Below are 18884 nucleotides of genomic sequence, written 5' to 3'. Positions count from 1 at the left end.
CAACAAGCCAGGAGACACCCCCAATGTTTGGCATGTCCCACGACGCCTACCTGCTGCTCGATGCAGTGGTCACGGTAATCGGCCTGATTATCCTGATCACCAAATTCAAGATTCACCCCTTTATCTCGCTGACCATCGCGGCCGCGTTCCTCGGCCTGACGTCCGGCATGCCGATCGGCACCATCATCAAGGCGTTCCAGGACGGCTTCGGTGGTGTGCTCGGTTTCGTCGGCATCATCCTCGCGCTGGGCACCATGCTCGGCAAAATGATGGCCGAATCCGGTGGTGCCGATCAGATCGCCCAGACACTGATCCGCGCCTTCGGCAAGGACAAAGTGCAGTGGGCAATGATGTTCGCCGCGTTCCTCGTCGGTATCCCGCTGTTCTTCGAAATCGGCTTCGTGCTGCTGATTCCCCTGGTGTTCATCGTTGCCCGGCGTACCGGCGTGTCGATCATCAAGATCGGTATCCCGCTGCTCGCCGGCCTGTCCGCGGTACACGGTCTGGTGCCGCCGCACCCGGGCCCGCTGCTGGCGATCGGGGTGTTCGGCGCCGACATCGGCAAGACCATCCTCTACGGTCTGATCGTTGCGCTGCCGACCGCAATCATTGCCGGTCCGATCTTCGGTACCTTCATTGCCAAGCACATCCCCGGTCACCCGAATCAGGAACTGGTCGATCAACTGGCCCGCGAGAATGATGACTCGGCCAAGCTGCCGAGCTTCAGCATCACCCTGATCACCGTGCTGCTGCCGGTGTTCCTGATGCTGCTGAAAACCTTCGCTGACGTGGCGCTGCCGGACGGTCACTTCTTCCGCACCTGGATGGACATGATCGGTCACCCGATCTCGGCCCTGCTGCTGGCCTTGCTGCTGTCGCTGTACACCTTCGGTCACAAGCAGGGCATCGGTTCGCAGCAGATGCTCAAGTGGCTGGACGCGAGCCTGGCGCCAACCGCCGCGATCATCCTGATCATCGGTGCCGGTGGTGGCTTCAAGCAGATGCTGGTGACCAGTGGTGTGGGCGACGTGATCGGCCACATGGCAGTCAGCGCGCAGATCTCGCCGATCCTGCTGGCATGGCTGGTGGCGGCGGTGATTCGTATCGCCACCGGTTCGGCCACCGTGGCGACTATCACGGGCGCGGGCATCGTGGTGCCGGTGGTGGGGATGATCCCGGGCGTCAACCGTGAGCTGCTGGTGCTGGCCACTGGTGCCGGTTCGTTGATCCTGTCTCATGTGAACGACGCCGGTTTCTGGCTGGTGAAGCAGTACTTCAACATGACCGTGGCCGAAACCTTCAAGACCTGGACCGCGATGGAAACCATCCTGTCGGTGGTGGGCCTGGGCTTTATCCTGCTGTTGTCGCTGTTCGTGTAAGCGATCACACAGACACAAAAAAACCGCAGCGATGCGGTTTTTTTGTGCGCTGATTTTAGGGTTCACCCAAAACCGATGTGGGAGCGAGCCTGCTCGCGAAGAGGCCATGTCAGACAACCAATATCTTGACTGATAGACCGCTTTCGCGAGCAGGCTCGCTCCCACAGGGGGCAGGTTTCAGGCGCCAGTTTTGGCGACTAAGCCATCCGCCCGGAACATCCCGCGAATCCCGCGCACCGCCTGACGAATCCGGTCCTGGTTCTCGATCAGCGCAAAGCGCACGTGATCATCGCCATACTCACCAAAACCCACCCCCGGCGAGACGCAGACCTTGGCCTCGGCCAGCAGCTTCTTGGCGAATTCCAGCGAACCCAGATGCGCGTACGCCTCGGGAATCTTCGCCCAGACGTACATCGACGCTTTCGGATTCTCGACCATCCAGCCCAGCTCATGCAGGCCTTTGACCAGCACGTTGCGGCGCTGGCGATACTGCTCGGCGATGTCGCGCACGCATTGCTGATCGCCTTCCAGCGCGGCAATCGCCGCCACTTGCAGCGGAGTGAAGGTGCCGTAGTCGTGGTAGCTCTTGATCCGCGCCAGGGCGTTGACCAGCTCCGGGTTGCCGACCATGAAACCGATGCGCCAGCCAGCCATGTTGTAGCTCTTGGACAGGGTGAAAAACTCCACCGCGATGTCCTTGGCGCCGGGCACCTGCATGATCGACGGGGCTTTCCAGCCGTCGTAGACGATATCGGCGTAGGCCAGGTCGTGAATCACCAGCACGTCGTACTGCTTGGCGAGGGCGATCACCCGTTCGAAGAAATCCAGCTCCACGCATTGTGCGGTAGGGTTGGACGGGAAACCGAGGATCATCATTTTCGGCTTGGGGATCGAACCGCGAATCGCCCGCTCCAGTTCATCGAAGAAGTCCACGCCCGGCACCAGCGGCACCGAACGCACCTGGGCGCCGGCAATCACCGCGCCGTAGATGTGAATCGGGTAACTCGGGTTCGGCACCAGCACCGTGTCGCCCTGATCCAGGGTCGCCAGCATCAAGTGCGCCAGGCCTTCCTTGGAACCGATGGTGACAATGGCTTCGCTTTCCGGGTCGATATCGACCGCGTAGCGTTCCTTGTACCAGTTGGAAATCGCCCGGCGCAGGCGCGGAATGCCCTTGGACGTGGAGTAACCGTGGGTGTCTTCACGTTGGGCAACTTGTACGAGTTTTTCGACGATGTGCGGCGGTGTGGCCCCGTCGGGATTGCCCATGCTCAAGTCGATGATGTCTTCACCACGACGCCGCGCGGCCATCTTCAGCTCGGCGGTGATGTTGAAAACGTAAGGGGGGAGTCGATCAATGCGCGCAAAGCGGCGCGGCGAACCTTGTTCAGCCATTGTTGCCTCGGATAACGTAAGCGCCCGGAACCGTCCGAGCGACGCTGGTCACTGCGGTGACCTGTGGCGGAAGATAAGGGCAGCGATGGCGGACTGTCCAGCGTGCACGACAATAATTTTTTCCAAGGAAATGCTTAATGGAATTCACCAGCGGCTTCTTGCTGAGCCTTTCGCTGTGCCTGGACATCGGCGTAGCCAACATCGCAATGATCACCCTGGCGATGCAGCGCGGTTACTTTCAGGGCTTCGCGCTGGGCCTCGGCACCTGCGTCGGCGACCTGATCTACGCAGTGCTGGCGCTGGCCGGGATGACCGTGCTGCTGCAGTACGAAAGCGTGCGCTGGGTGCTGTGGATCGGCGGGTCGGCGCTGCTGATCTACTTTGCGGCGAAGATGATCTATTCGGCGATTCACCACGAAGCGCAGTTGGCGGCGACGGCGGAGGTGGGGCAGAACTCCCATCGCAAGGAATTCTTCCGCGGGATTTTCCTCGCCATGTCTTCGCCGAGCGCGATCCTCTGGTTCGCCGCGGTTGGCGGCACCCTGATCGCCCGTTCCGGTGGCGGCGGTCCGCTCAGCTCGGCGCTGTTTCTCGGCGGTTTTCTCTGCGCCGGCCTGCTGTGGTCGGCCGGTCTGTGCTTTGCCGCGAGCCACGGCGGCAAGTTGCTCGGCGACAAGCTGTTGCGCTACTCCTACATGGCATCGGCGGCGATCTTCTGCTATTTCGCGGTTTACGTGATCGTATCCGGTTATAACGAGTTCGTTGGCTCCGGCGCTGCCGACCAGTTGCACGCCTTGTGACATTGCGAATTGGGTTTGGCTTCTATACTCAGCAGCCGAACCCCTAATTTTGTTCCAGGAGTCGAGTCATGGATGAGCAAAAACGCGTCGAAGTGGCGGAACCTCGCTTCGAACATGGACACTTCCTGCTGATCGCGGGATTTCGTGGTCGATTCACTCAGGACACTGCCAAGGACATTCCCGCGCTGTGGGAAAAGTTCTTGCCGCACCTGGGAAAGATACAGGGACAAAAAAACGAAGTGACCTACGGCGTCTGCAGCAACTTCGACGGCAAGGGTGGCTTCGATTACATCGCCGGAGTAGAAATCAGCAAGCTCGATGACCTCGACCAGAAGGTCTACCAGTGGGTCGAAGTGCTGCCCCGGCAGTACGCGGTGTTCGAGCACAAGGGCCCGCTCGACCAGTTGCCGCAAACCCTGCAATACATCTACAAGACCTGGCTGCCGACCTCTCACTACGTGGAACTGAATGCCCCGGAGCTGGAGCGCTACAGCGCCGATTTCAATCCGCGACTGCACACCGGCAAACTGGAAATCTGCGTGCCGGTCGATACCAAGGCCTGAGCCCATAATGATGAGGCGGATCGCTGATCCGCCTCATCTTGTTCAACCGCGTTTGCCCTTGCCCAGCCGTCGCGCCCGCAACAGGTCGATGCCCAGGGTGATAAAGCCGAACGTACTGATGCCCAACACCATCAACAGGCCGATTTCAACGCTGCTCATAAGCGGTTACCCCCAAGGGTGATCAGAGACACACCGCAGAAATAGCCCGTCGCCGGCACGAAGAAAAGCGCTTATACGCAGGCTTTACGCCCCCCGCGCGGATCGATATGAACACCTTATTCCTTTATGCTTTGCGCACCTTTCTCCGCTGATTTTCGAGCTGCCATGAACACCGTCATCCGCAACGTCACCGCCGCCGACCTGGACCGCTGCTACGCGATCGAAACCGTTGCCTACGAAGGCGATGAAGCTGCCACTCGCGAGAAGATCGCCACGCGCATCGCTACTTGGCCGGAGGGCTTTATCGTCGCCGAGGTGGACGGCGTGGTCGCTGGTTTCGTGAACTCCGGTGCGGCATTTGACGTGCAGATGTCCGACGAGGCGTTCAAGGAGCTGATCGGTCACGATCCAGCGGGGCCGAACGTGGTGATCATGTCGGTGGTGGTGCACCCGGACTATCAGGGGCAGGGTCTGGCCAAGCGCTTGATGGCCGAGTTCATCGAGCGCATGCGCGGGATGGATAAAGCGACGATTCATCTGATGTGCAAGGAAAAGCATATTCCGCTGTACGCCGGGTTCGGCTTTGCCTACATCAAACCGTCGGAGTCGGATCACGGCGGGATGGCGTGGCACGAGATGATTCTGACCCTCTGAAAATCGCTGCAAGCCCAAATGTGGGAGCGGGCTTGCTCGCGAAGGCGGTGTGTCAGTTACCAATGATCTATCTGAAACGACGCCTTCGCGAGCAAGCCCGCTCCCACAGGGGAACAGTGGTGACTCGCTGATAGGTGTCAGTAGAGAGTGTCGCTTACTCTTTTCGGTGCTTCGCGGTCGTAGGTCTCGGCATCAAACTGCCCGTCATTCAGGCGCTTGTGGAAGGCGCCAGCAGAAGGCAGGGCCGAGCGCGGCAGGTGGGTTTCCGGGTTCCAGGCGTCAGAGCGCACAAAGGCTTTCGAACAGTGGAAAAACGCCGCTTCCACCGTCACCAGCAACACGGTTTTCGCCGGTTTGCCGTTCACCGCAAAGCTTTCAAGCAGTTCCGGTTCAGCGCTGATCTGCGCGGTGCCATTGACCCGCAACGTCTCGCCAATCCCCGGAATGATGAACAGCAGCGACACCCGTGGATCGTGCAGCACATTGCGCAGGGTATCGATGCGGTTGTTGCCCGGGCGGTCCGGCAGGGCCAGGGTGTTTTGGTCAATGATCCGCACGAACCCGGCTTTGTCACCGCGCGGCGAATTGTCGAGACCGTCGGCGCCCACCGAGCTGACGATCACCAGCGGCGACAGGCGCACCATCGCCTGATAATCCTCGTTGAGAAAACCGATCTGCTTGCGCACCGCGCGGTCGTGGGGCAGGCCGTAAATAGCTTCCAGTGCTTCGATCGAATCGATCATCGTGCATCCCTCGATGATTTAGAAAAACAGTCCCATACGCCGCTCGTAACCGATCCGGCCCTTGTACGCCTCGCCGCTGTCGACGAAACCGTGTTTGGCGTACAGCGCGATCGCAGCGTCGTTATCGGCATCCACCGACAGTTCCAGCCCCTTGATCTCCGGCCATGCTTCACGCGCCACCTCGGGCAACGCTTGCAGGCAGGCCTTGCCGTAACCCTTGCCCTGGGCGCGGTGATCGACCTGCAAGGCGTGCAGGGTGGCGCTGTGTTCATCGGCCCAGTCCGGCAACACCGGTGGGCGCTTGAGCAGCAGAAAAGCCACCGGCACCTGATCGGCCAGCAGCGCGAAACCTTTGACGCCGGGACCGGGTTTGGACAGCAGCGTATGCAGCGCGCCATGGATGTCGCCGGAGAACTTGATCTGCTCTGGATGGATTTCAATCGCCTCGACCTGCTGACGCTGCAAGGCGTTCAGGCTGTCGTACGGCACGAGTTGGGCTGACACGGGAATTTCCTTTTTCCTACAAAGATGAGCCTCGGATTCTAGCGATTTTGTGTTCGGCGGAAATTTTTTGTTTCGGCTGTCGATCTGCCCGATGGCCGAACGACTAAGGGTGTCTTCACCACAAAAACCACGGAGAACACCATGAGCGCACAGACTGAAATCCAGGCCCTGATCAACACTTACCGCGAAGCGGTGATGACCAAGGACGTCGACAAAGTCATGGCGTTGTATGCCGATGACATTCTTTCCTTCGACGCGATCAAGGCCCTGCAATTCAAGGGCAAACCCGCTTACCGCGCGCACTGGGAAGCCTGCATGGAGATGTGCCCCGGCCCGCACGTTTTCGAGTTCCACGAGATCGCCATCGAAACCGCCGACAACCTCGCTTTCGCGCACTGGGTCGCCAACTGCGGCGGCACCAACGACAAGGGCGAAACCCAGAGCTGCTGGATGCGCGCTACTGCGTGCTATCGCCAGGTGGGCGGGACGTGGAAGATTGTCCACGAGCACTGGTCGGCGCCGTTCGATCCGATGAGCGGCAGCACGCTGTTCGATGTGCAACCCTGATCTTCAGCCATAGTTGATCCGTTCGATTCAGGAGAACGCCATGAAGTATCTATGCCTGGTCTACAGCGATGAACAGCTGCTGCATTCGCTGCCCGACAGCCCGGAAGACGCCGAGTGCTGGGCCTACGCCGAGTCGATTCAGGGCAGCGGGCGGATGGTCGCGGCCGAAGCGCTGGAGTCGGTGCAGACCGCGACCACCGTGCGTATGCGCAACGGCAAGCTGTCGATCACCGATGGCCCGTTTGCTGAAACCAAGGAGCAACTGGCCGGGTTTTACCTGATCGATGCCAAGGATCTCAACGAAGCGATTCAGGTCGCCGGCCACATTCCGGCGGCCCGGGTCGGCAGCGTTGAAGTGCGTCCGGTGCGACAGTTGAATGTCTGAAGTCCGGGCGCGGGTCGAGCAGGTCTATCGCGAAGACTCGCGGCGGATTCTGGCCACGCTGATTCGCCTGCTCGGGGATTTCGACCTCGCCGAAGAAGCCTTGCACGAGGCGTTCTTCGTCGCGGTCGAGCGCTGGCAGCGCGATGGCGTGCCGGACAATCCGCGCACCTGGCTGGTGTCTACCGGGCGTTTCAAGGCCATCGATGTGTTGCGCCGCCGCGCCCGCTTCAAGGCCTCGCAGCCGCTGTTGCTGGCGCAGCTCGAAGAGCTGGAACAGGCTGACTGGAGTGGCGAAGACGTGGAAGACGACCGCCTGCGGCTGATCTTCACTTGTTGTCACCCGGCGCTGGCGGCGGATGCGCAAGTGCCGCTGACCCTGCGTGAGGTCTGCGACCTGACCACCGAGGAAATCGCCCGCGCGTTTCTCTCGGCGCCGGCGGCGATTGCCCAGCGCATCGTGCGCGCCAAGGCGAAGATTCGCGATGCAAAAATCCCTTATCAAGTACCGAGCCTGAGCGAACTGCCCGAGCGCCTCGACAGCGTGTTGCGGGTGATTTATCTGGTGTTCAACGAAGGCTATTCGGCGTCGATGGGCGCAGAGTTGACCCGTGAGGATCTGACCCGCGAGGCGATTCGGCTCGGGCGGTTGCTGATGGAATTGCTGCCGGAGCCGGAGGTCATGGGCCTGCTGGCGTTGATGCTGTTGCACGAGTCGCGGCGGCCGGCGCGGACTTCGCCCAGCGGAGAGTTGATCCTGCTGGATGATCAGGATCGCTCGCGTTGGGATGCCGGGTTGATCGCCGAAGGTTGTGCGCTGGTGGAGCGGGCGCTGACCACGCGGCGATTTGGGCCGTATTGCCTGCAAGCGGCGATTGCCGCGGTGCATGCCGAAGCGCCGTCAGCGGCAGAAACCGATTGGCAGCAGATCGTCGGGCTGTATGACGTGCTGTTGCGGGCGGTGCCGTCGCCGGTGATCGAGTTGAACCGCGCGGTGGCAGTGGCCAAGCGCGATGGCGCGTTGGCCGGGCTGACGCTGATCGAGGGGATCCTGGATCGCGGTGAGTTGCAGGATTACCACCTGGCGCATTCGGCGCGGGCGGAGTTTTGTCGGCAGTTGGGTCGGGTGGAGCAGGCGCGGGCGGCGTACCGGCGAGCACTGGAACTGACCCGGCAAGAGCCGGAGCGGCGGTTTATCGAGGGGCGGCTGAGCGAACTGGATTGATCCGAGATATTCATTGGCAGTGCCGGCCCCTTCGCGAGCAAGCCCGCTCCCACAGGCGATCGCATTCCAACTGTGGGAGCGAGCCTGCTCGCGAATGGGCGCGCCGCTATTCCAGCATCTTGCTCAGTAACCAGCTCCCCGCCGGCCCCGGTGGATAAATCCGCGACCACAACGCATCGACATACACCGGCCGCGGCCAGCCGCGCACCGTCAGTTCCACCAGCGAGCCATTACCGAAACGCGCCACCAGCCAGCGCGGCAGCGCCGCCCAGCCAAAGCCCATCTCCGCCATTTCCATCAGCATCAGGTAACTCGGCGCCGACCACACCCGGCCCTTTGCCCGGCTGTCGTAGGGATTGACGATGGTCGCCAGGCGCAACTCGCGATGCTGCTCCAGCACCTGCTGGTCGACCCGTTCGACACGGGTCAGCACATGATCATCTTTGACGAACAGCGCCAGGTCAGTGCGCTCGGCGACGGTCGAGGTCACCAGATCCGGTGGATAGGTGTCCTGCATTTCGGCAAACGCCAAGTGTGCGCGGCCACGCTGGACCAACTCGATCAGGTCGTCACACTCGGCGATCAAGCATTCCAGTTCCAGGTCCGGATAACGCTGCTCGAAGCCGACCAGTGCCGCTTCAAATCGCGCTGACTGGTAGGTGTCGGAAATCGCCACGGTCAGCTTCGGCTCGACGCCTTGTGCCAGTTGCCGGGCGCTCATTTCCATACGACTGGTGGCCGCCAGAATCGCCTCGGCCCGTTGCAGCATCACATGGCCGGCCGGAGTCAGGGTCGGTTTGCGGCTGCTGCGGTCGAACAGAATCAGATCCAGATCGATCTCCAGGCTGGCCACTGCGGCACTGATGGTCGACTGACTGCGCCCCAGCTTGCGCGCCGCTGCCGAAAACGAACCCTGAGTGGCCGCTTGCACGAACGCCAACAGCACTTCTTGCGAAGCCATGAACTATCGCCTTGATCGATGGTTATTGGTTATGAAGTATCGGTATGGTGGCCGATCATGGCAACCCTCTTCACTCAAGGAGTCAGGCCATGACTGCCAACAAATCCATCACTGAACGTATCTTCCAGGCCATCGGTTTCGAGTGTCTGGCGATCCTGATCTGTACGCCGTTGCTGGCGTGGATCATGGACAAACCGCTGCTGGACATGGGCGCGGTGACCGTGCTGATCGCGATGTTGGCGCTGGCGTGGAACGTGCTGTTCAACGGCTTTTTCGACCGCATGCTCAAGCGCCTGAACATCGCGCACAACGCCTGGACGCGGGTGGTCCATGCGCTGCTGTTTGAGGGCGGATTGATCGTGATGGGCGTGCCGCTGATTGCCTGGTGGTTGTCGGTCAGCCTGTGGCAGGCGTTCTTGCTCGACATCGGCGTTCTGCTGTTTTTCCTGCCGTACACCTATGTGTATCACTGGGGCTATGACGTGGTGCGCGAGCGCCTCGTGACCCGCCGGGTATGCGCGGGATAAGCACAACCTGTGGCTAATGCAAAACCTGTGGCGAGGGGATTTATCCCCGATGGGGCGCGTAGCGGCCCTTCTTTTTATCCAGAAAAGAAGGGCCTGCTGCGCAGTCCATCGGGGATAAATCCCCTCGCCACAGAGGCTCTCACCAAGAAAGTTTTTAGTGAATGGGGGATTTAAAGGAACATCCCGCCCGACGCCTCGACCCTCTGCCCGTTGATCCACTGCGCACCCGGCGCCAGCAGCATCGACAGCGCACCCCCAATATCATCCGGTTGCCCGGCGCGCCCCAGTGCGGTGTTGCTCGCAACCATCGCGTTCAACGCGGCGTTGTCGCGCACCGCACCGCCGCCAAAGTCGGTCTCGATGGCGCCCGGCGCCAGTATGTTCACGCCGATCTGCCGCGCGCCCAGCTCCTTGGCCTGATAGCGGGTCAGCACTTCCATCGCGCCTTTCATCGCGGCGTAGGCGGCATAACCCGGCAGGCTGAAGCGGGTCAGGCCGCTGGAGATGTTGATGATCCGGCCGCCGTCATTGATCAGCGACAGCAGTTGCTGAGTCAGGAAGAACGGCCCTTTGAGCTGGATATTCATCAGCAGGTCGAACTGTTCCGGGGTGGTCTCGGCGAACGCCGCGTGCACACCGATCCCGGCGTTGTTGATCAGGAAGTCGAAGCGCGGACGATCAAAGTGCTGCAACGCCTGCTCAACCCGCGAAGCGAAATCGGCAAAGGTTTCGCTGCGACCGACGTCCAGTTGCAGCATCACGGCTTTGGCGCCGCGTTGTTCCAGTTCAGCGACCAGCGCCTGGGCTTCATCGGCGCGGCTGTTGTAGGTGCCGATGATGTCCACGCCTTCGGCGGCGAGGTGCAGGGCGGCATTTTTGCCCAGGCCACGGCTGGCGCCGGTGATCAATGCGATTTTGCGGCTCATGTGAAATCCTCGATTGCGGTGAGTGGTGATGAGCAAAGTTTATTTATCCGCCATGGGGTGATAAACAGACTGAAAGCGGAATCACTGATCGACTCAGCCGAACAATAAACGGGTGTCCTCATGAACAAACTGGAACTGCTGCGCACCTTCGTCCGGGTCAGCGAATTGTCGAGTTTCACCTTGGCCGGCGAGAGTCTCGGGTTGCCGCGCTCGACGGTTTCCGAACACGTACAGGCGCTGGAAACCCTGCTCGGCACGCGTCTGCTGCAACGCACCACACGTAAGGTGCAGGCGACGCAGGACGGCCTGGTGCTGTACGAACGCAGCAAGGATCTGCTGTCGCACATGGACGAGATCGAGGGTCTGTTTCGGCAGGATCCGGCGTCGCTGAGCGGGCGGATTCGTGTCGACATGCCGAACATCCTCGCGCGGCGCCTGATCATGCCGCTGCTGCCGGAGTTCATGGCGCGCCATCCGAATCTGCAGCTTGAAATCAGCAGCACCGACCGCCGTGTCGATCTGCTCAGCGAAGGTTTCGATTGCGTGGTACGCATCGGCGCGCAGCCGGATCAGTCGGTGGTGGCGCGGCACTTGGGCGACTTCCCGATGATCAACTGCGCCAGCCCCGCGTACCTCGAACGCTATGGTGTGCCGCAGACCCTGGAAGATCTGGCGCAGCATCGACTGGTGCATTATGTCGGTGTGCTCGGTTCGCGTTCGGAAGGGTTTGTGTATGAACAGGACGGACAGGTGCGACGCCTGCCGATGGCTGGCAGCGTCACGGTCAACAGCACCGATGCTTACGAGTCGGCCTGTCTGGGCGGCTTCGGCCTGATCCAGGTGCCGCGCACCGGCATGCAACCGCACCTCGAAACTGGCGAGTTGGTGACCGTGCTGCCGCAGTTCACGGCGCCGGCGATGGGCATTTCAATCCTGTATGCGCGGCAACGGCATTTGCCGCTGCGGGTGCGGGTGTTCATGGAGTGGTTGGGCGATGTCATCCGTTCGACGTTGTAACTCGCCGCAGATCAACTGTAGGAGTGAGCCTGCTCGCGATGGCGTGCTGTCAGTCGATGCAGATGTGACTGAAGCGCCGCTATCGCGAGCAGGCTCACTCCTACAGGGGGGGCCGGGTTGTTCAGAAGATCTGGGTGAACAGCCAATAGAGGCTGCCCGACAGCAGAATCGCCGCCGGCAAGGTCAGCACCCACGCCATCAGCAGGTTGCGGATGGTCTTCATCTGCAGCCCGCCGCCATTGGCAACCATGGTCCCGGCCACACCTGATGACAGCACGTGAGTGGTCGATACCGGCAAACCGAACATGTCCGCCGCGCCGATGGTCAGCATCGCCACGGTTTCCGCCGAGGCGCCCTGGGCGTAGGTCAGGTGGGTCTTGCCGATCTTTTCGCCGACCGTCACCACAATCCGTTTCCAGCCAACCATGGTGCCGAGGCCCAGGGCGATGGCCACGGCGATCTTCACCCACAGCGGAATGAAGCGCGTGGCGTTGTCGATCTGCTGCTTGAACAGTTGCAGTTTGTCAGTGGTGTCAGCGTCGAAATTGCCGACCTTGTTCTTGTCCATCAGGCGAATGCTTTCGCTGGCCAGGTACATGTCGTTACGCACGTTGCCCATGGCTTCGGCCGGGACTTTCGACAGCGAACCATAGCCTTTCACCTCCGCGCCAATGTGCCCGGTGAGGGCAGCGAGGGCGGGGATCAGTTGCGGCGTGGCTTGCTTGCTGCGCACGTAATCCGACAGCACCGGACGCGGATCGGCCGGGGCCGGCAGCGGGGTGTTTTTCACCAGCGCTTGCTGGGTAACCTCGGCGACAGCGGCGAACTGCAACGCCTGATCGGCGGGCATGGTGCGGTTCAACGCGTAAGCCATCGGCAGGGTGCCAACCAGAATCAGCATGATCAGGCCCATGCCTTTCTGCCCGTCGTTGGAGCCGTGGGCGAAAGACACACCGGTGCAAGTAGCGATCAGCAAACCGCGAATCCACCACGGTGGCGGGTTGTTGCCTTCCGGTGCCTTGTACAGCGCGCGATTCTTGATGAAGGCGCGCATGGCCAGCAGCAACAGCGCCGCGCAGCCGAAGCCCACCAGTGGCGACAGCAGCAAGGCGTAACCGATCTTGGTCGCCTGCGCCCAGTCCACGCCGCTGGTGCCGTCGCGTCCGTGCATCAAGGCATTGGCGACGCCGACGCCGATGATCGAGCCGATCAGTGTGTGGGAAGACGAGGCCGGCAGGCCCAGCCACCAGGTGCCGAGGTTCCACAGGATCGCCGCGATCAACAGGGCGAAGATCATCGCGAAACCGGCGGACGAACCGACCTGCAGAATCAGCTCCACCGGCAGCAGGGCGATGATGCCGAACGCCACCGCGCCACTGGACAGCAATACCCCGAGGAAGTTGAAGAACCCCGACCAGACCACCGCCACATTCGGCGGCAGCGAATGGGTATAGATCACCGTCGCGACCGCGTTGGCGGTGTCGTGGAAACCGTTGACGAACTCGAAGCCCAGCGCAATCAGCAGCGCTACGCCGAGCAGCAGGAACGGGGTCCAGGTGGTGACGGTGGTGCCCAGCTCGTGCATGTCGTGCATCAGGCTGTAAGCGGTGAACAGCATCCCCATCGCGAGCACCGCGAAGAACACCACATAAGTGAACGGGCCGGGTTTTTTATCAAGTGCCGGCCGGCCGCCGTGGGCGGACGTGGGGCGGGCGGCGGTCAGGGAGGGAGTAGCCATGAGCGGACAATCCTGAGCGAGGAAAGGAGTGTCGGTCATGATCGTTGCTAAATATTACAGAGAGACTGCGGCAGGTCAGTGTTTGGCTGAATAACCGGACCACCGATCTGAAGTTCAATGAGGTCCCCTGTGGGAGCGAGCCTGCTCGCGAAGACGGCGTGTCAGTCACCATCATTGTTGAATGACAGATCGCTTTCGCGAGCAGGCTCGCTCCCACAGGGATCTGTGCTGGACATCAGGTTCGATGGTCAGTAATCCCCGCGTTTACGAAACGCCCAGCGCCCGGCAATCACGGTGAACGTCGCGACCAGCGCCACCAGAATCCAGAACCCCTCCGGATCCGTCGCCAGCGGCACTCCCCCCACGTTCATGCCGAAAAAACCGGCAATGATGTTGATCGGCAGCGCCAGCACCGTGACCACGGTCAAGGTGAACAGTGTGCGGTTGCTCTGTTCGTTGAGGTTGGCGGCGATTTCTTCCTGGAGCAGTTTGATCCGTTCGCCGAGGGCGGTGAGGTCGTTGATGATCAGCGCGAACTCCTCGGTGGATTTGCGCAGCTCCTTGACGTCCTCCTTCTGCAGCCACGGCGGCGGACGATTGAGCAGGCGCAGCAGTGAACCCGGCTCCAGCGCCAACAGGCGTTGCAGGCGCACCAGCACCCGGCGGTTGGCGCCGAGTTCGGCGCGGTTGGTCGAGAGGCGCGAGGAGAGCAATTCGTCCTCGACCTGGTCGACGCTCATGCTGGTCTTGCGCACGATCTGCGTCAGCACTTCACCCTGATCACGTAGCAGATGCACCAGCAGTTCCGACGGTGAGCGAAAGCATTCGCCAGCCTTCACCGACGAACGCAATTTGTCCACTGAGTGCAGCGGTTGCAGGCGTGCGCTGACGATCAGTTTGCTGCGCACACAGACCCACAGCGTCGACACGTCCGAGGAAACCATGCTGCTGAGGTTGAACACCACATCGTTGACCACCGCCAGCAAGGCCGAGTCAACGTGCTCGATGCGCGTCGAGCGCGAACCTTCGTGCAGCGCCTCGAAAAATTCTTCGGGCAATTGCAGATGACTTTTCATCCAGCGCTCGCACGCGGCGTGCGCCAGGTTCAGGTGCAGCCAGAGGAATTCATCACTGTCGCTGTCGTCTTGCAGACAACGCAGGGCGGTCGCCGAATCGACTTCGCGGCCACGTTCACCGGGACGAAAACGAAAGCCGTAAAGCAAACCGAACAAATCAGGATCGCGATGACTGAGGTCGAGGCTGTGGTTCATGGAGGCTCGCTGCGAGGAGGGCGCGTCGGTCGCGGAATGGCAGGTTCACTGAGCCGCATCATCGCAACCGCACATGACGTTGGCGTGACTGCAAAATGACAGCGACCCGGTTCATCCACTGGTAACCCTGTGGGAGGGGGCTTGCTCCCGAATGCGGATGATCATTGAGTGATGATGTGGATGACACGCCGCTTTCGCGAGCAAGCCCGCTCCCACCCTGGGCCAGAGTCGATCGCAGCCTCCTAATTCACCTGCCAATGGCGGATTCTCTTCAAGAAGCGCTCTGGTACGCCGATCACGCCTGGTTACGTTAGTCATGCAGAGCGCATTCACAGCATCACCCAGATGCGTGGTGAGATTGCCATTGCCGCCACGGTGATCCGTCGCCTGAGCGCCTGACGTCCGCCGACGTGTACCGGTTCGGTTACCGAGTCGGTACACAGTCGATCTCAAATCCGTGCGAGTACCGCCGATGGCCGGTTATCTAAAACCGGCATTGGAGCCCTCCCATGGTCAGCATCACCTCCGTTTCGATCAATCAGACCGTCAGCACCGCCACCAGTAAGACCAGGATCAGCGACGCGAGTGACGACACCTCGACCCCTGCCACCAGCAGCACTGGCGTCAGCGCCGATACCAGCAAAGTGGCGGCTGGCGGGGGCGCGGCTCCGGCAGGCGACAGCAGTTCCGACAGCAGCGGTGAATCGGATTCGGTGAAAGCACTGCGCAAGCAGATCGCCGAGTTGCAAAAGCAATTGCAGGAACAGCAGCAGGCGCTGCAAGCGGCTCAGGCCAAGCAGGAAGACGTTGATGCCAAAGCGGCTGACGTGGCCTCTGCCGAGTCGCAAATCTCCAGCACCTCGGCTTCGTTGCAGACGGCCACGGCGGCGTTGTTGCAGGCGTTGCAGGATTCCGGATCGAGCAGCTCGGGCTCGCTGGTCAGCACTTCGGCTTAAGCATCACGCGATTCCCCTGTAGGAGTGAGCCTGCTCGCGATAGCGGTATATCTGCCTTATTCATGGTGACTGACACACCGCTATCGCGAGCAGGCTCACTCCTACAGAGAACTGCGGTGTGTTTCAGAGGGTTGGCAGGCTGAAGGTGAACAGCGTGCCGCTCTGTGCGGTGGACGCCACATGCAAACGCCCGCCGTGGGACTGGGCGATCTGGCTGGCGATATACAGCCCCAGACCGAGGCCGGCCTGGGGAGCGCTGCCGGTCGGGCGCGAGTAAGGCTGGAACAGATGCGGCAGGATCGCCTCGGGAATATGCCCCTGATTCTTCACTGCCAGCATTAACGCGCCGTGCTCGACCTGCGCGATGACCTCAATGTCGCCCTCCGGGTCGCCATGGGCCACGGCATTGGCCAACAGGTTCGACAGCAGTTGAGCAATTCTCGCGCGGTCACAGGGCAAGCCCTGCAAGTCGCCGATGGACGCACGAATCGTGCGCTGCGGATGCACGTTGCGAATCTCCGTCACCACTTGTTGCACGGCTTCGGTCAAATCCGCGCAGGGCTGGATATCCACCGGAATACCCTTGCCCAGACGTCCGCGAGCAAAGTCGAGCACATCATCCACCAACCGCGTTGCCCTTTGCGCACTGCCAAGGATATGGCGTACCCGCATTTCGATGGCCGGATCCGGATGCTTGCGCAGAAGCATTTCGGCGCCGGCGCTGATGGCGAACAACGGGTTGCGCAAGTCGTGGCCGAGCACGGCGATGAACTGTTCGCGCAACTCGGCGGTTTCGCGTTCCTGCAACAACGCGGTTTCGGTGAGCTGCGCGTTTTCCTCGGCTTCGATCTGCAATGCGAGCATCCGCGCGAACGACTCCATGGTGCTCTGGATGCTGCTGGACTTGAGTTGCGCGGGGTTCGGATCGAGCGCGCAGATCGTGCCGAAAAACCGTCCGTCAGTGCGGAACACCGGCACCGAGATATAACTCTCGAATTTGTACAGGCGCGGGGTGTGATGATCGCGGTAGAGCGGGTCTTCACTGGCCTTGTCGATCACCACCGAGGTGTGCGCAGCACGGATTTCGTGGCACAGCGTGGTGACCACATCCAGCTCGCCACCAACCTGCAGGCCGAAATCCAGCTGGTCGAGGACGGCGCAGGCTGTCCACGAATCCTCGGTAACCCGCGCTACGGCGGCAAAGCGCAGGCCGGTCAGTTCGCGGATCACCTGAAGGATCGCCGGAACCGCGCTGATCCGTCCGATTGTCGCGATGTCTGCTGCCGCTGTCTGCCTCATGCCCATCGTTCTCGGCTGCAATCGTTATCTGATGGTCGCCATACTAGCGGTCTGATGGCGGTTTTGGCATCCCTTCAGGCTGCATCCGCGTGATTCGCCGGGCAACGGACGCAAAAAAGCCGCACGATCGCTGATCGTGCGGCTTTGCTTTGGCGGTGTATCAGGTGTCTTGCTTGTTGCTCAGCACTTTGCCGGTGGTGGCGTCGAAGTCGACGTCGAACTCTTTGCCATCGGCGGTTTTCAGCTCGACTTCGTACTCGTAACCGTTGAAGTGGTTATCCAGATCGGTGTCGGTGATGGTCGCACCCGGGTGCAGTTTGAGCGCTTCGGCGTTCATCGATTCCAGCGACTTGATCTTGCCGGATTTGACCAACTCAGGGATCTGGTCGACGCGCACATCGGCCTGGGCGAGGCCAGCAGTCAGGGTCAGGGCAGCGGCGGTAAACAGGGCAGTCAAAGTTTTCATCGGGTCATTCCTTGGGTTGTTCGTTGAAGTGGGCTCAGGTTAACCACCACAACTTAATTCACCCTTAAAACCCCACATCGCGGGCAAGGCTTTTGTAGGAGTGAGCCTGCTCGCGATGCGGACAACCCGGTCTGCTGATCAGAACCCGTTGTTCTTCAACACCTGATCAACACTGGCACTGGCCGGGCGCTTGTAGAACTTCAACAGTTCGCTGGCGCGGTTGGTGAAGATGCCATCAACGCCGGCCGCCATGACTTTCTCGAAGTCCACCGGCTCATCGACGGTGTACACGTGCACCAGCATGCCCTGATCGTGGGTGTACTGGTTCATCCACGGTTGCACCAGATCCGAATAGCTCTGGTCGCCACCCTTGGTCAGCTTCGCCGAAGGGCCGGTGCCGATGGCGCCGTGAGCCTTGGCGAAATCAACCCATTGCTTGAATTCGGCTTCGGACTTCGGCTCCTGCTTGCCGTAGAACACGTTTTTGTCCTTCTCGCCGGACTCGGCAAAGGTCACCTTCGATTTCGGCTCGATGCTGCCTTCGCCGACCCACAGCAGCAGGATTTTCGGCACTTGCGGCATTTCCTTCTGCAGCAGTTCGAGGCTGTTCTTCTCGAAGGTCTGCAGGATCACCTTGCCTTTGCCCTGACCGACGCCCAGTTCGCTTTTCGCCAGTTTCGAACCGGCCGGGCTCAGCCAGCCGCGATCCTGCAGCTTCTCTTTGAGGTCATGCTCGATGCCAGGGAACAGTTGCGGCTCTTTGGTTTCGATGTACAGGCCCGGTTTGTGTTTCGGGTTGGCCTGGGCGATGTCGATGATTTCATCGAGGGTGAGGATTTTCAGCCCGGCATAGGTCGGACGCGCGCGATCCGGGTAAGCCTTGTTGTACCAGCTGCCGGCGTCGAGGGTTTTCAGTTCGGCCATGGTGAAGGCGGTGGCCGGGCTGTCTTTACGCTCCGGGAATTTGGTCGCGACGTCTGTGGTGCGTTGCAGGTTGTTGTCGTGCAGGGCGAACAGCACGCCGTCCTTGCTGCGCTGCAAATCCATTTCCAGGTAGTCGGCGCCGAGGTCGCGGGCCAGTTTGTAGGAGGCGGCGGTGGACTCCGGTGCATCAAAGGACGCGCCACGGTGAGCGATCACGGCTGGATGCGGGATGCCATGGGCGGCGGCAAGCGCGTTGACGTCAGTCTGGGCGGCGTGGGCCTGGCCGAGACCAAGCAGCAGGCTCAGCATGAGGGCGCTTTTGGTGAAAGTGGCGGGCATGTTCGAGTTCCTTTCGCAGGGCATTTTCAAAGACGTACCTTTTAACAACTGAATCGATTGGGTGCTATCGCCAGACCGACATAAACGTA

At 61.0% G+C, this 18884-nt stretch carries 20 protein-coding genes; 10 read left to right on the top strand and 10 right to left on the bottom strand.

The features are described 5' to 3' along the window. Positions 1 to 23 precede the first annotated feature (23 nt). Positions 24 to 1379 carry a GntP family permease gene (locus tag ACOYXG_RS20145; RefSeq protein WP_460353601.1) on the top strand — a complete coding sequence of 452 codons (1356 nt, stop codon included), beginning with the start codon at positions 24 to 26 and terminating at the stop codon, positions 1377 to 1379. 177 nt (positions 1380 to 1556) lie between these two features. Here the strand turns inward: ACOYXG_RS20145 and alaC are convergent, their stop codons facing one another. Continuing rightward, a complete protein-coding gene (alaC, locus tag ACOYXG_RS20140; RefSeq protein ID WP_460353599.1) occupies positions 1557 to 2774 on the bottom strand; it encodes an alanine transaminase in 1218 nt (405 codons plus the stop codon). A 137-nt stretch (positions 2775 to 2911) separates the two neighbouring features. Between alaC and ACOYXG_RS20135 the strand changes: the two genes are divergently transcribed. The 3 genes from ACOYXG_RS20135 (at position 2912) to ACOYXG_RS20125 (ending at position 4950) form a co-directional block, all read left to right on the top strand. Beyond that, a complete protein-coding gene (locus tag ACOYXG_RS20135; protein ID WP_007969355.1) occupies positions 2912 to 3574 on the top strand; it encodes a LysE family translocator in 663 nt (220 codons plus the stop codon). 68 nt (positions 3575 to 3642) lie between these two features. Then, positions 3643 to 4137, top strand: a complete 495-nt coding sequence (locus ACOYXG_RS20130; RefSeq protein WP_095137082.1) for a GyrI-like domain-containing protein — start codon at positions 3643 to 3645, stop codon at positions 4135 to 4137. A gap of 324 nt (positions 4138 to 4461) precedes the next feature. Then, entirely contained in the window at positions 4462 to 4950 is a 489-nt protein-coding gene (locus ACOYXG_RS20125) for a GNAT family N-acetyltransferase (protein ID WP_166219081.1), read from the top strand. Positions 4951 to 5087: 137 nt separating this feature from the next. Here ACOYXG_RS20125 and ACOYXG_RS20120 read toward each other — a convergent pair whose 3' ends face one another. Continuing rightward, positions 5088 to 5693, bottom strand: coding sequence for a pyridoxamine 5'-phosphate oxidase family protein (locus ACOYXG_RS20120; protein ID WP_460353595.1), 606 nt, complete (start codon positions 5691 to 5693; stop codon positions 5088 to 5090). An 18-nt stretch (positions 5694 to 5711) separates the two neighbouring features. Next, positions 5712 to 6197: a GNAT family N-acetyltransferase gene (locus tag ACOYXG_RS20115; RefSeq protein WP_460353593.1), complete on the bottom strand. Its 486-nt coding sequence runs from the start codon at positions 6195 to 6197 to the stop codon at positions 5712 to 5714. 141 nt (positions 6198 to 6338) lie between these two features. Between ACOYXG_RS20115 and ACOYXG_RS20110 the strand changes: the two genes are divergently transcribed. From ACOYXG_RS20110 to ACOYXG_RS20100, 3 genes are read left to right on the top strand one after another with little or no spacing between them, the layout of a single operon-like run. Beyond that, positions 6339 to 6764: a YybH family protein gene (locus ACOYXG_RS20110; protein ID WP_460353591.1), complete on the top strand. Its 426-nt coding sequence runs from the start codon at positions 6339 to 6341 to the stop codon at positions 6762 to 6764. A gap of 40 nt (positions 6765 to 6804) precedes the next feature. Continuing rightward, a complete protein-coding gene (locus tag ACOYXG_RS20105) occupies positions 6805 to 7149 on the top strand; it encodes a YciI family protein (protein WP_460353588.1) in 345 nt (114 codons plus the stop codon). Continuing rightward, positions 7142 to 8371 carry an RNA polymerase sigma factor gene (locus ACOYXG_RS20100; protein ID WP_097085875.1) on the top strand — a complete coding sequence of 410 codons (1230 nt, stop codon included), beginning with the start codon at positions 7142 to 7144 and terminating at the stop codon, positions 8369 to 8371. Before ACOYXG_RS20105 ends, ACOYXG_RS20100 begins: the two co-directional genes overlap by 8 nt. Before the next feature lie 106 nt (positions 8372 to 8477). On the opposite strand, the gene ACOYXG_RS20095 is transcribed toward ACOYXG_RS20100, so the two are convergent. Next, positions 8478 to 9332 carry a LysR family transcriptional regulator gene (locus ACOYXG_RS20095; RefSeq protein ID WP_285373566.1) on the bottom strand — a complete coding sequence of 285 codons (855 nt, stop codon included), beginning with the start codon at positions 9330 to 9332 and terminating at the stop codon, positions 8478 to 8480. Between the two features lie 89 nt (positions 9333 to 9421). Between ACOYXG_RS20095 and ACOYXG_RS20090 the strand changes: the two genes are divergently transcribed. Then, positions 9422 to 9859 carry a multidrug/biocide efflux PACE transporter gene (locus ACOYXG_RS20090; RefSeq protein ID WP_460353585.1) on the top strand — a complete coding sequence of 146 codons (438 nt, stop codon included), beginning with the start codon at positions 9422 to 9424 and terminating at the stop codon, positions 9857 to 9859. Between the two features lie 170 nt (positions 9860 to 10029). On the opposite strand, the gene ACOYXG_RS20085 is transcribed toward ACOYXG_RS20090, so the two are convergent. Next, entirely contained in the window at positions 10030 to 10785 is a 756-nt protein-coding gene (locus ACOYXG_RS20085; protein WP_096795043.1) for an SDR family NAD(P)-dependent oxidoreductase, read from the bottom strand. Between the two features lie 120 nt (positions 10786 to 10905). Between ACOYXG_RS20085 and ACOYXG_RS20080 the strand changes: the two genes are divergently transcribed. Next, positions 10906 to 11802, top strand: a complete 897-nt coding sequence (locus tag ACOYXG_RS20080; RefSeq protein WP_095137092.1) for a LysR family transcriptional regulator — start codon at positions 10906 to 10908, stop codon at positions 11800 to 11802. A gap of 121 nt (positions 11803 to 11923) precedes the next feature. Here ACOYXG_RS20080 and ACOYXG_RS20075 read toward each other — a convergent pair whose 3' ends face one another. Next, complete coding sequence (locus tag ACOYXG_RS20075) at positions 11924 to 13540, bottom strand: inorganic phosphate transporter (protein ID WP_095137093.1); 1617 nt, start codon at positions 13538 to 13540, stop codon at positions 11924 to 11926. 248 nt (positions 13541 to 13788) lie between these two features. Next, the gene (locus tag ACOYXG_RS20070; protein WP_183784307.1) at positions 13789 to 14811 is read right to left on the bottom strand and encodes a transporter; all 1023 of its coding nucleotides are present in this window, start codon (positions 14809 to 14811) and stop codon (positions 13789 to 13791) included. Positions 14812 to 15320: 509 nt separating this feature from the next. On the opposite strand from ACOYXG_RS20070, the gene ACOYXG_RS20065 reads away from it, so the two are divergent. Further along, positions 15321 to 15767 carry a hypothetical protein gene (locus tag ACOYXG_RS20065; RefSeq protein WP_460353581.1) on the top strand — a complete coding sequence of 149 codons (447 nt, stop codon included), beginning with the start codon at positions 15321 to 15323 and terminating at the stop codon, positions 15765 to 15767. A gap of 123 nt (positions 15768 to 15890) precedes the next feature. On the opposite strand, the gene ACOYXG_RS20060 is transcribed toward ACOYXG_RS20065, so the two are convergent. The 3 genes from ACOYXG_RS20060 to ACOYXG_RS20050 all read right to left on the bottom strand — a co-directional run bounded on the left by ACOYXG_RS20060 (position 15891) and on the right by ACOYXG_RS20050 (position 18795). Then, positions 15891 to 17066, bottom strand: coding sequence for a GAF domain-containing sensor histidine kinase (locus tag ACOYXG_RS20060; protein WP_460353579.1), 1176 nt, complete (start codon positions 17064 to 17066; stop codon positions 15891 to 15893). 160 nt (positions 17067 to 17226) lie between these two features. Continuing rightward, a complete protein-coding gene (locus tag ACOYXG_RS20055) occupies positions 17227 to 17532 on the bottom strand; it encodes a PepSY domain-containing protein (RefSeq protein ID WP_007917758.1) in 306 nt (101 codons plus the stop codon). 138 nt (positions 17533 to 17670) lie between these two features. Then, positions 17671 to 18795, bottom strand: a complete 1125-nt coding sequence (locus ACOYXG_RS20050; RefSeq protein WP_460353577.1) for a glycerophosphodiester phosphodiesterase — start codon at positions 18793 to 18795, stop codon at positions 17671 to 17673. Between the last annotated feature and the right edge of the window lie 89 nt (positions 18796 to 18884).

This window comes from Pseudomonas sp. G3-39, from assembly GCF_054790485.1.
The sequence above is the reverse complement of the archived record's forward strand: the minus strand, read 5'-3'. Positions and strand labels throughout refer to the sequence as shown.

Bases quoted from the DNA above. Each gene is read 5' to 3' on its own strand.
- ACOYXG_RS20145 (WP_460353601.1), top strand. From the start codon at position 24: ATGTTTGGCATGTCCCACGACGCCTACCTGCTGCTCGATGCAGTGGTC.
- alaC (WP_460353599.1), bottom strand. From the start codon at position 2,774: ATGGCTGAACAAGGTTCGCCGCGCCGCTTTGCGCGCATTGATCGACTC.
- ACOYXG_RS20135 (WP_007969355.1), top strand. From the start codon at position 2,912: ATGGAATTCACCAGCGGCTTCTTGCTGAGCCTTTCGCTGTGCCTGGAC.
- ACOYXG_RS20130 (WP_095137082.1), top strand. From the start codon at position 3,643: ATGGATGAGCAAAAACGCGTCGAAGTGGCGGAACCTCGCTTCGAACAT.
- ACOYXG_RS20125 (WP_166219081.1), top strand. From the start codon at position 4,462: ATGAACACCGTCATCCGCAACGTCACCGCCGCCGACCTGGACCGCTGC.
- ACOYXG_RS20120 (WP_460353595.1), bottom strand. From the start codon at position 5,693: ATGATCGATTCGATCGAAGCACTGGAAGCTATTTACGGCCTGCCCCAC.
- ACOYXG_RS20110 (WP_460353591.1), top strand. From the start codon at position 6,339: ATGAGCGCACAGACTGAAATCCAGGCCCTGATCAACACTTACCGCGAA.
- ACOYXG_RS20105 (WP_460353588.1), top strand. From the start codon at position 6,805: ATGAAGTATCTATGCCTGGTCTACAGCGATGAACAGCTGCTGCATTCG.
- ACOYXG_RS20100 (WP_097085875.1), top strand. From the start codon at position 7,142: ATGTCTGAAGTCCGGGCGCGGGTCGAGCAGGTCTATCGCGAAGACTCG.
- ACOYXG_RS20095 (WP_285373566.1), bottom strand. From the start codon at position 9,332: ATGGCTTCGCAAGAAGTGCTGTTGGCGTTCGTGCAAGCGGCCACTCAG.
- ACOYXG_RS20090 (WP_460353585.1), top strand. From the start codon at position 9,422: ATGACTGCCAACAAATCCATCACTGAACGTATCTTCCAGGCCATCGGT.
- ACOYXG_RS20085 (WP_096795043.1), bottom strand. From the start codon at position 10,785: ATGAGCCGCAAAATCGCATTGATCACCGGCGCCAGCCGTGGCCTGGGC.
- ACOYXG_RS20080 (WP_095137092.1), top strand. From the start codon at position 10,906: ATGAACAAACTGGAACTGCTGCGCACCTTCGTCCGGGTCAGCGAATTG.
- ACOYXG_RS20075 (WP_095137093.1), bottom strand. From the start codon at position 13,540: ATGGCTACTCCCTCCCTGACCGCCGCCCGCCCCACGTCCGCCCACGGC.
- ACOYXG_RS20070 (WP_183784307.1), bottom strand. From the start codon at position 14,811: ATGAACCACAGCCTCGACCTCAGTCATCGCGATCCTGATTTGTTCGGT.
- ACOYXG_RS20065 (WP_460353581.1), top strand. From the start codon at position 15,321: ATGGTCAGCATCACCTCCGTTTCGATCAATCAGACCGTCAGCACCGCC.
- ACOYXG_RS20060 (WP_460353579.1), bottom strand. From the start codon at position 17,066: ATGAGGCAGACAGCGGCAGCAGACATCGCGACAATCGGACGGATCAGC.
- ACOYXG_RS20055 (WP_007917758.1), bottom strand. From the start codon at position 17,532: ATGAAAACTTTGACTGCCCTGTTTACCGCCGCTGCCCTGACCCTGACT.
- ACOYXG_RS20050 (WP_460353577.1), bottom strand. From the start codon at position 18,795: ATGCCCGCCACTTTCACCAAAAGCGCCCTCATGCTGAGCCTGCTGCTT.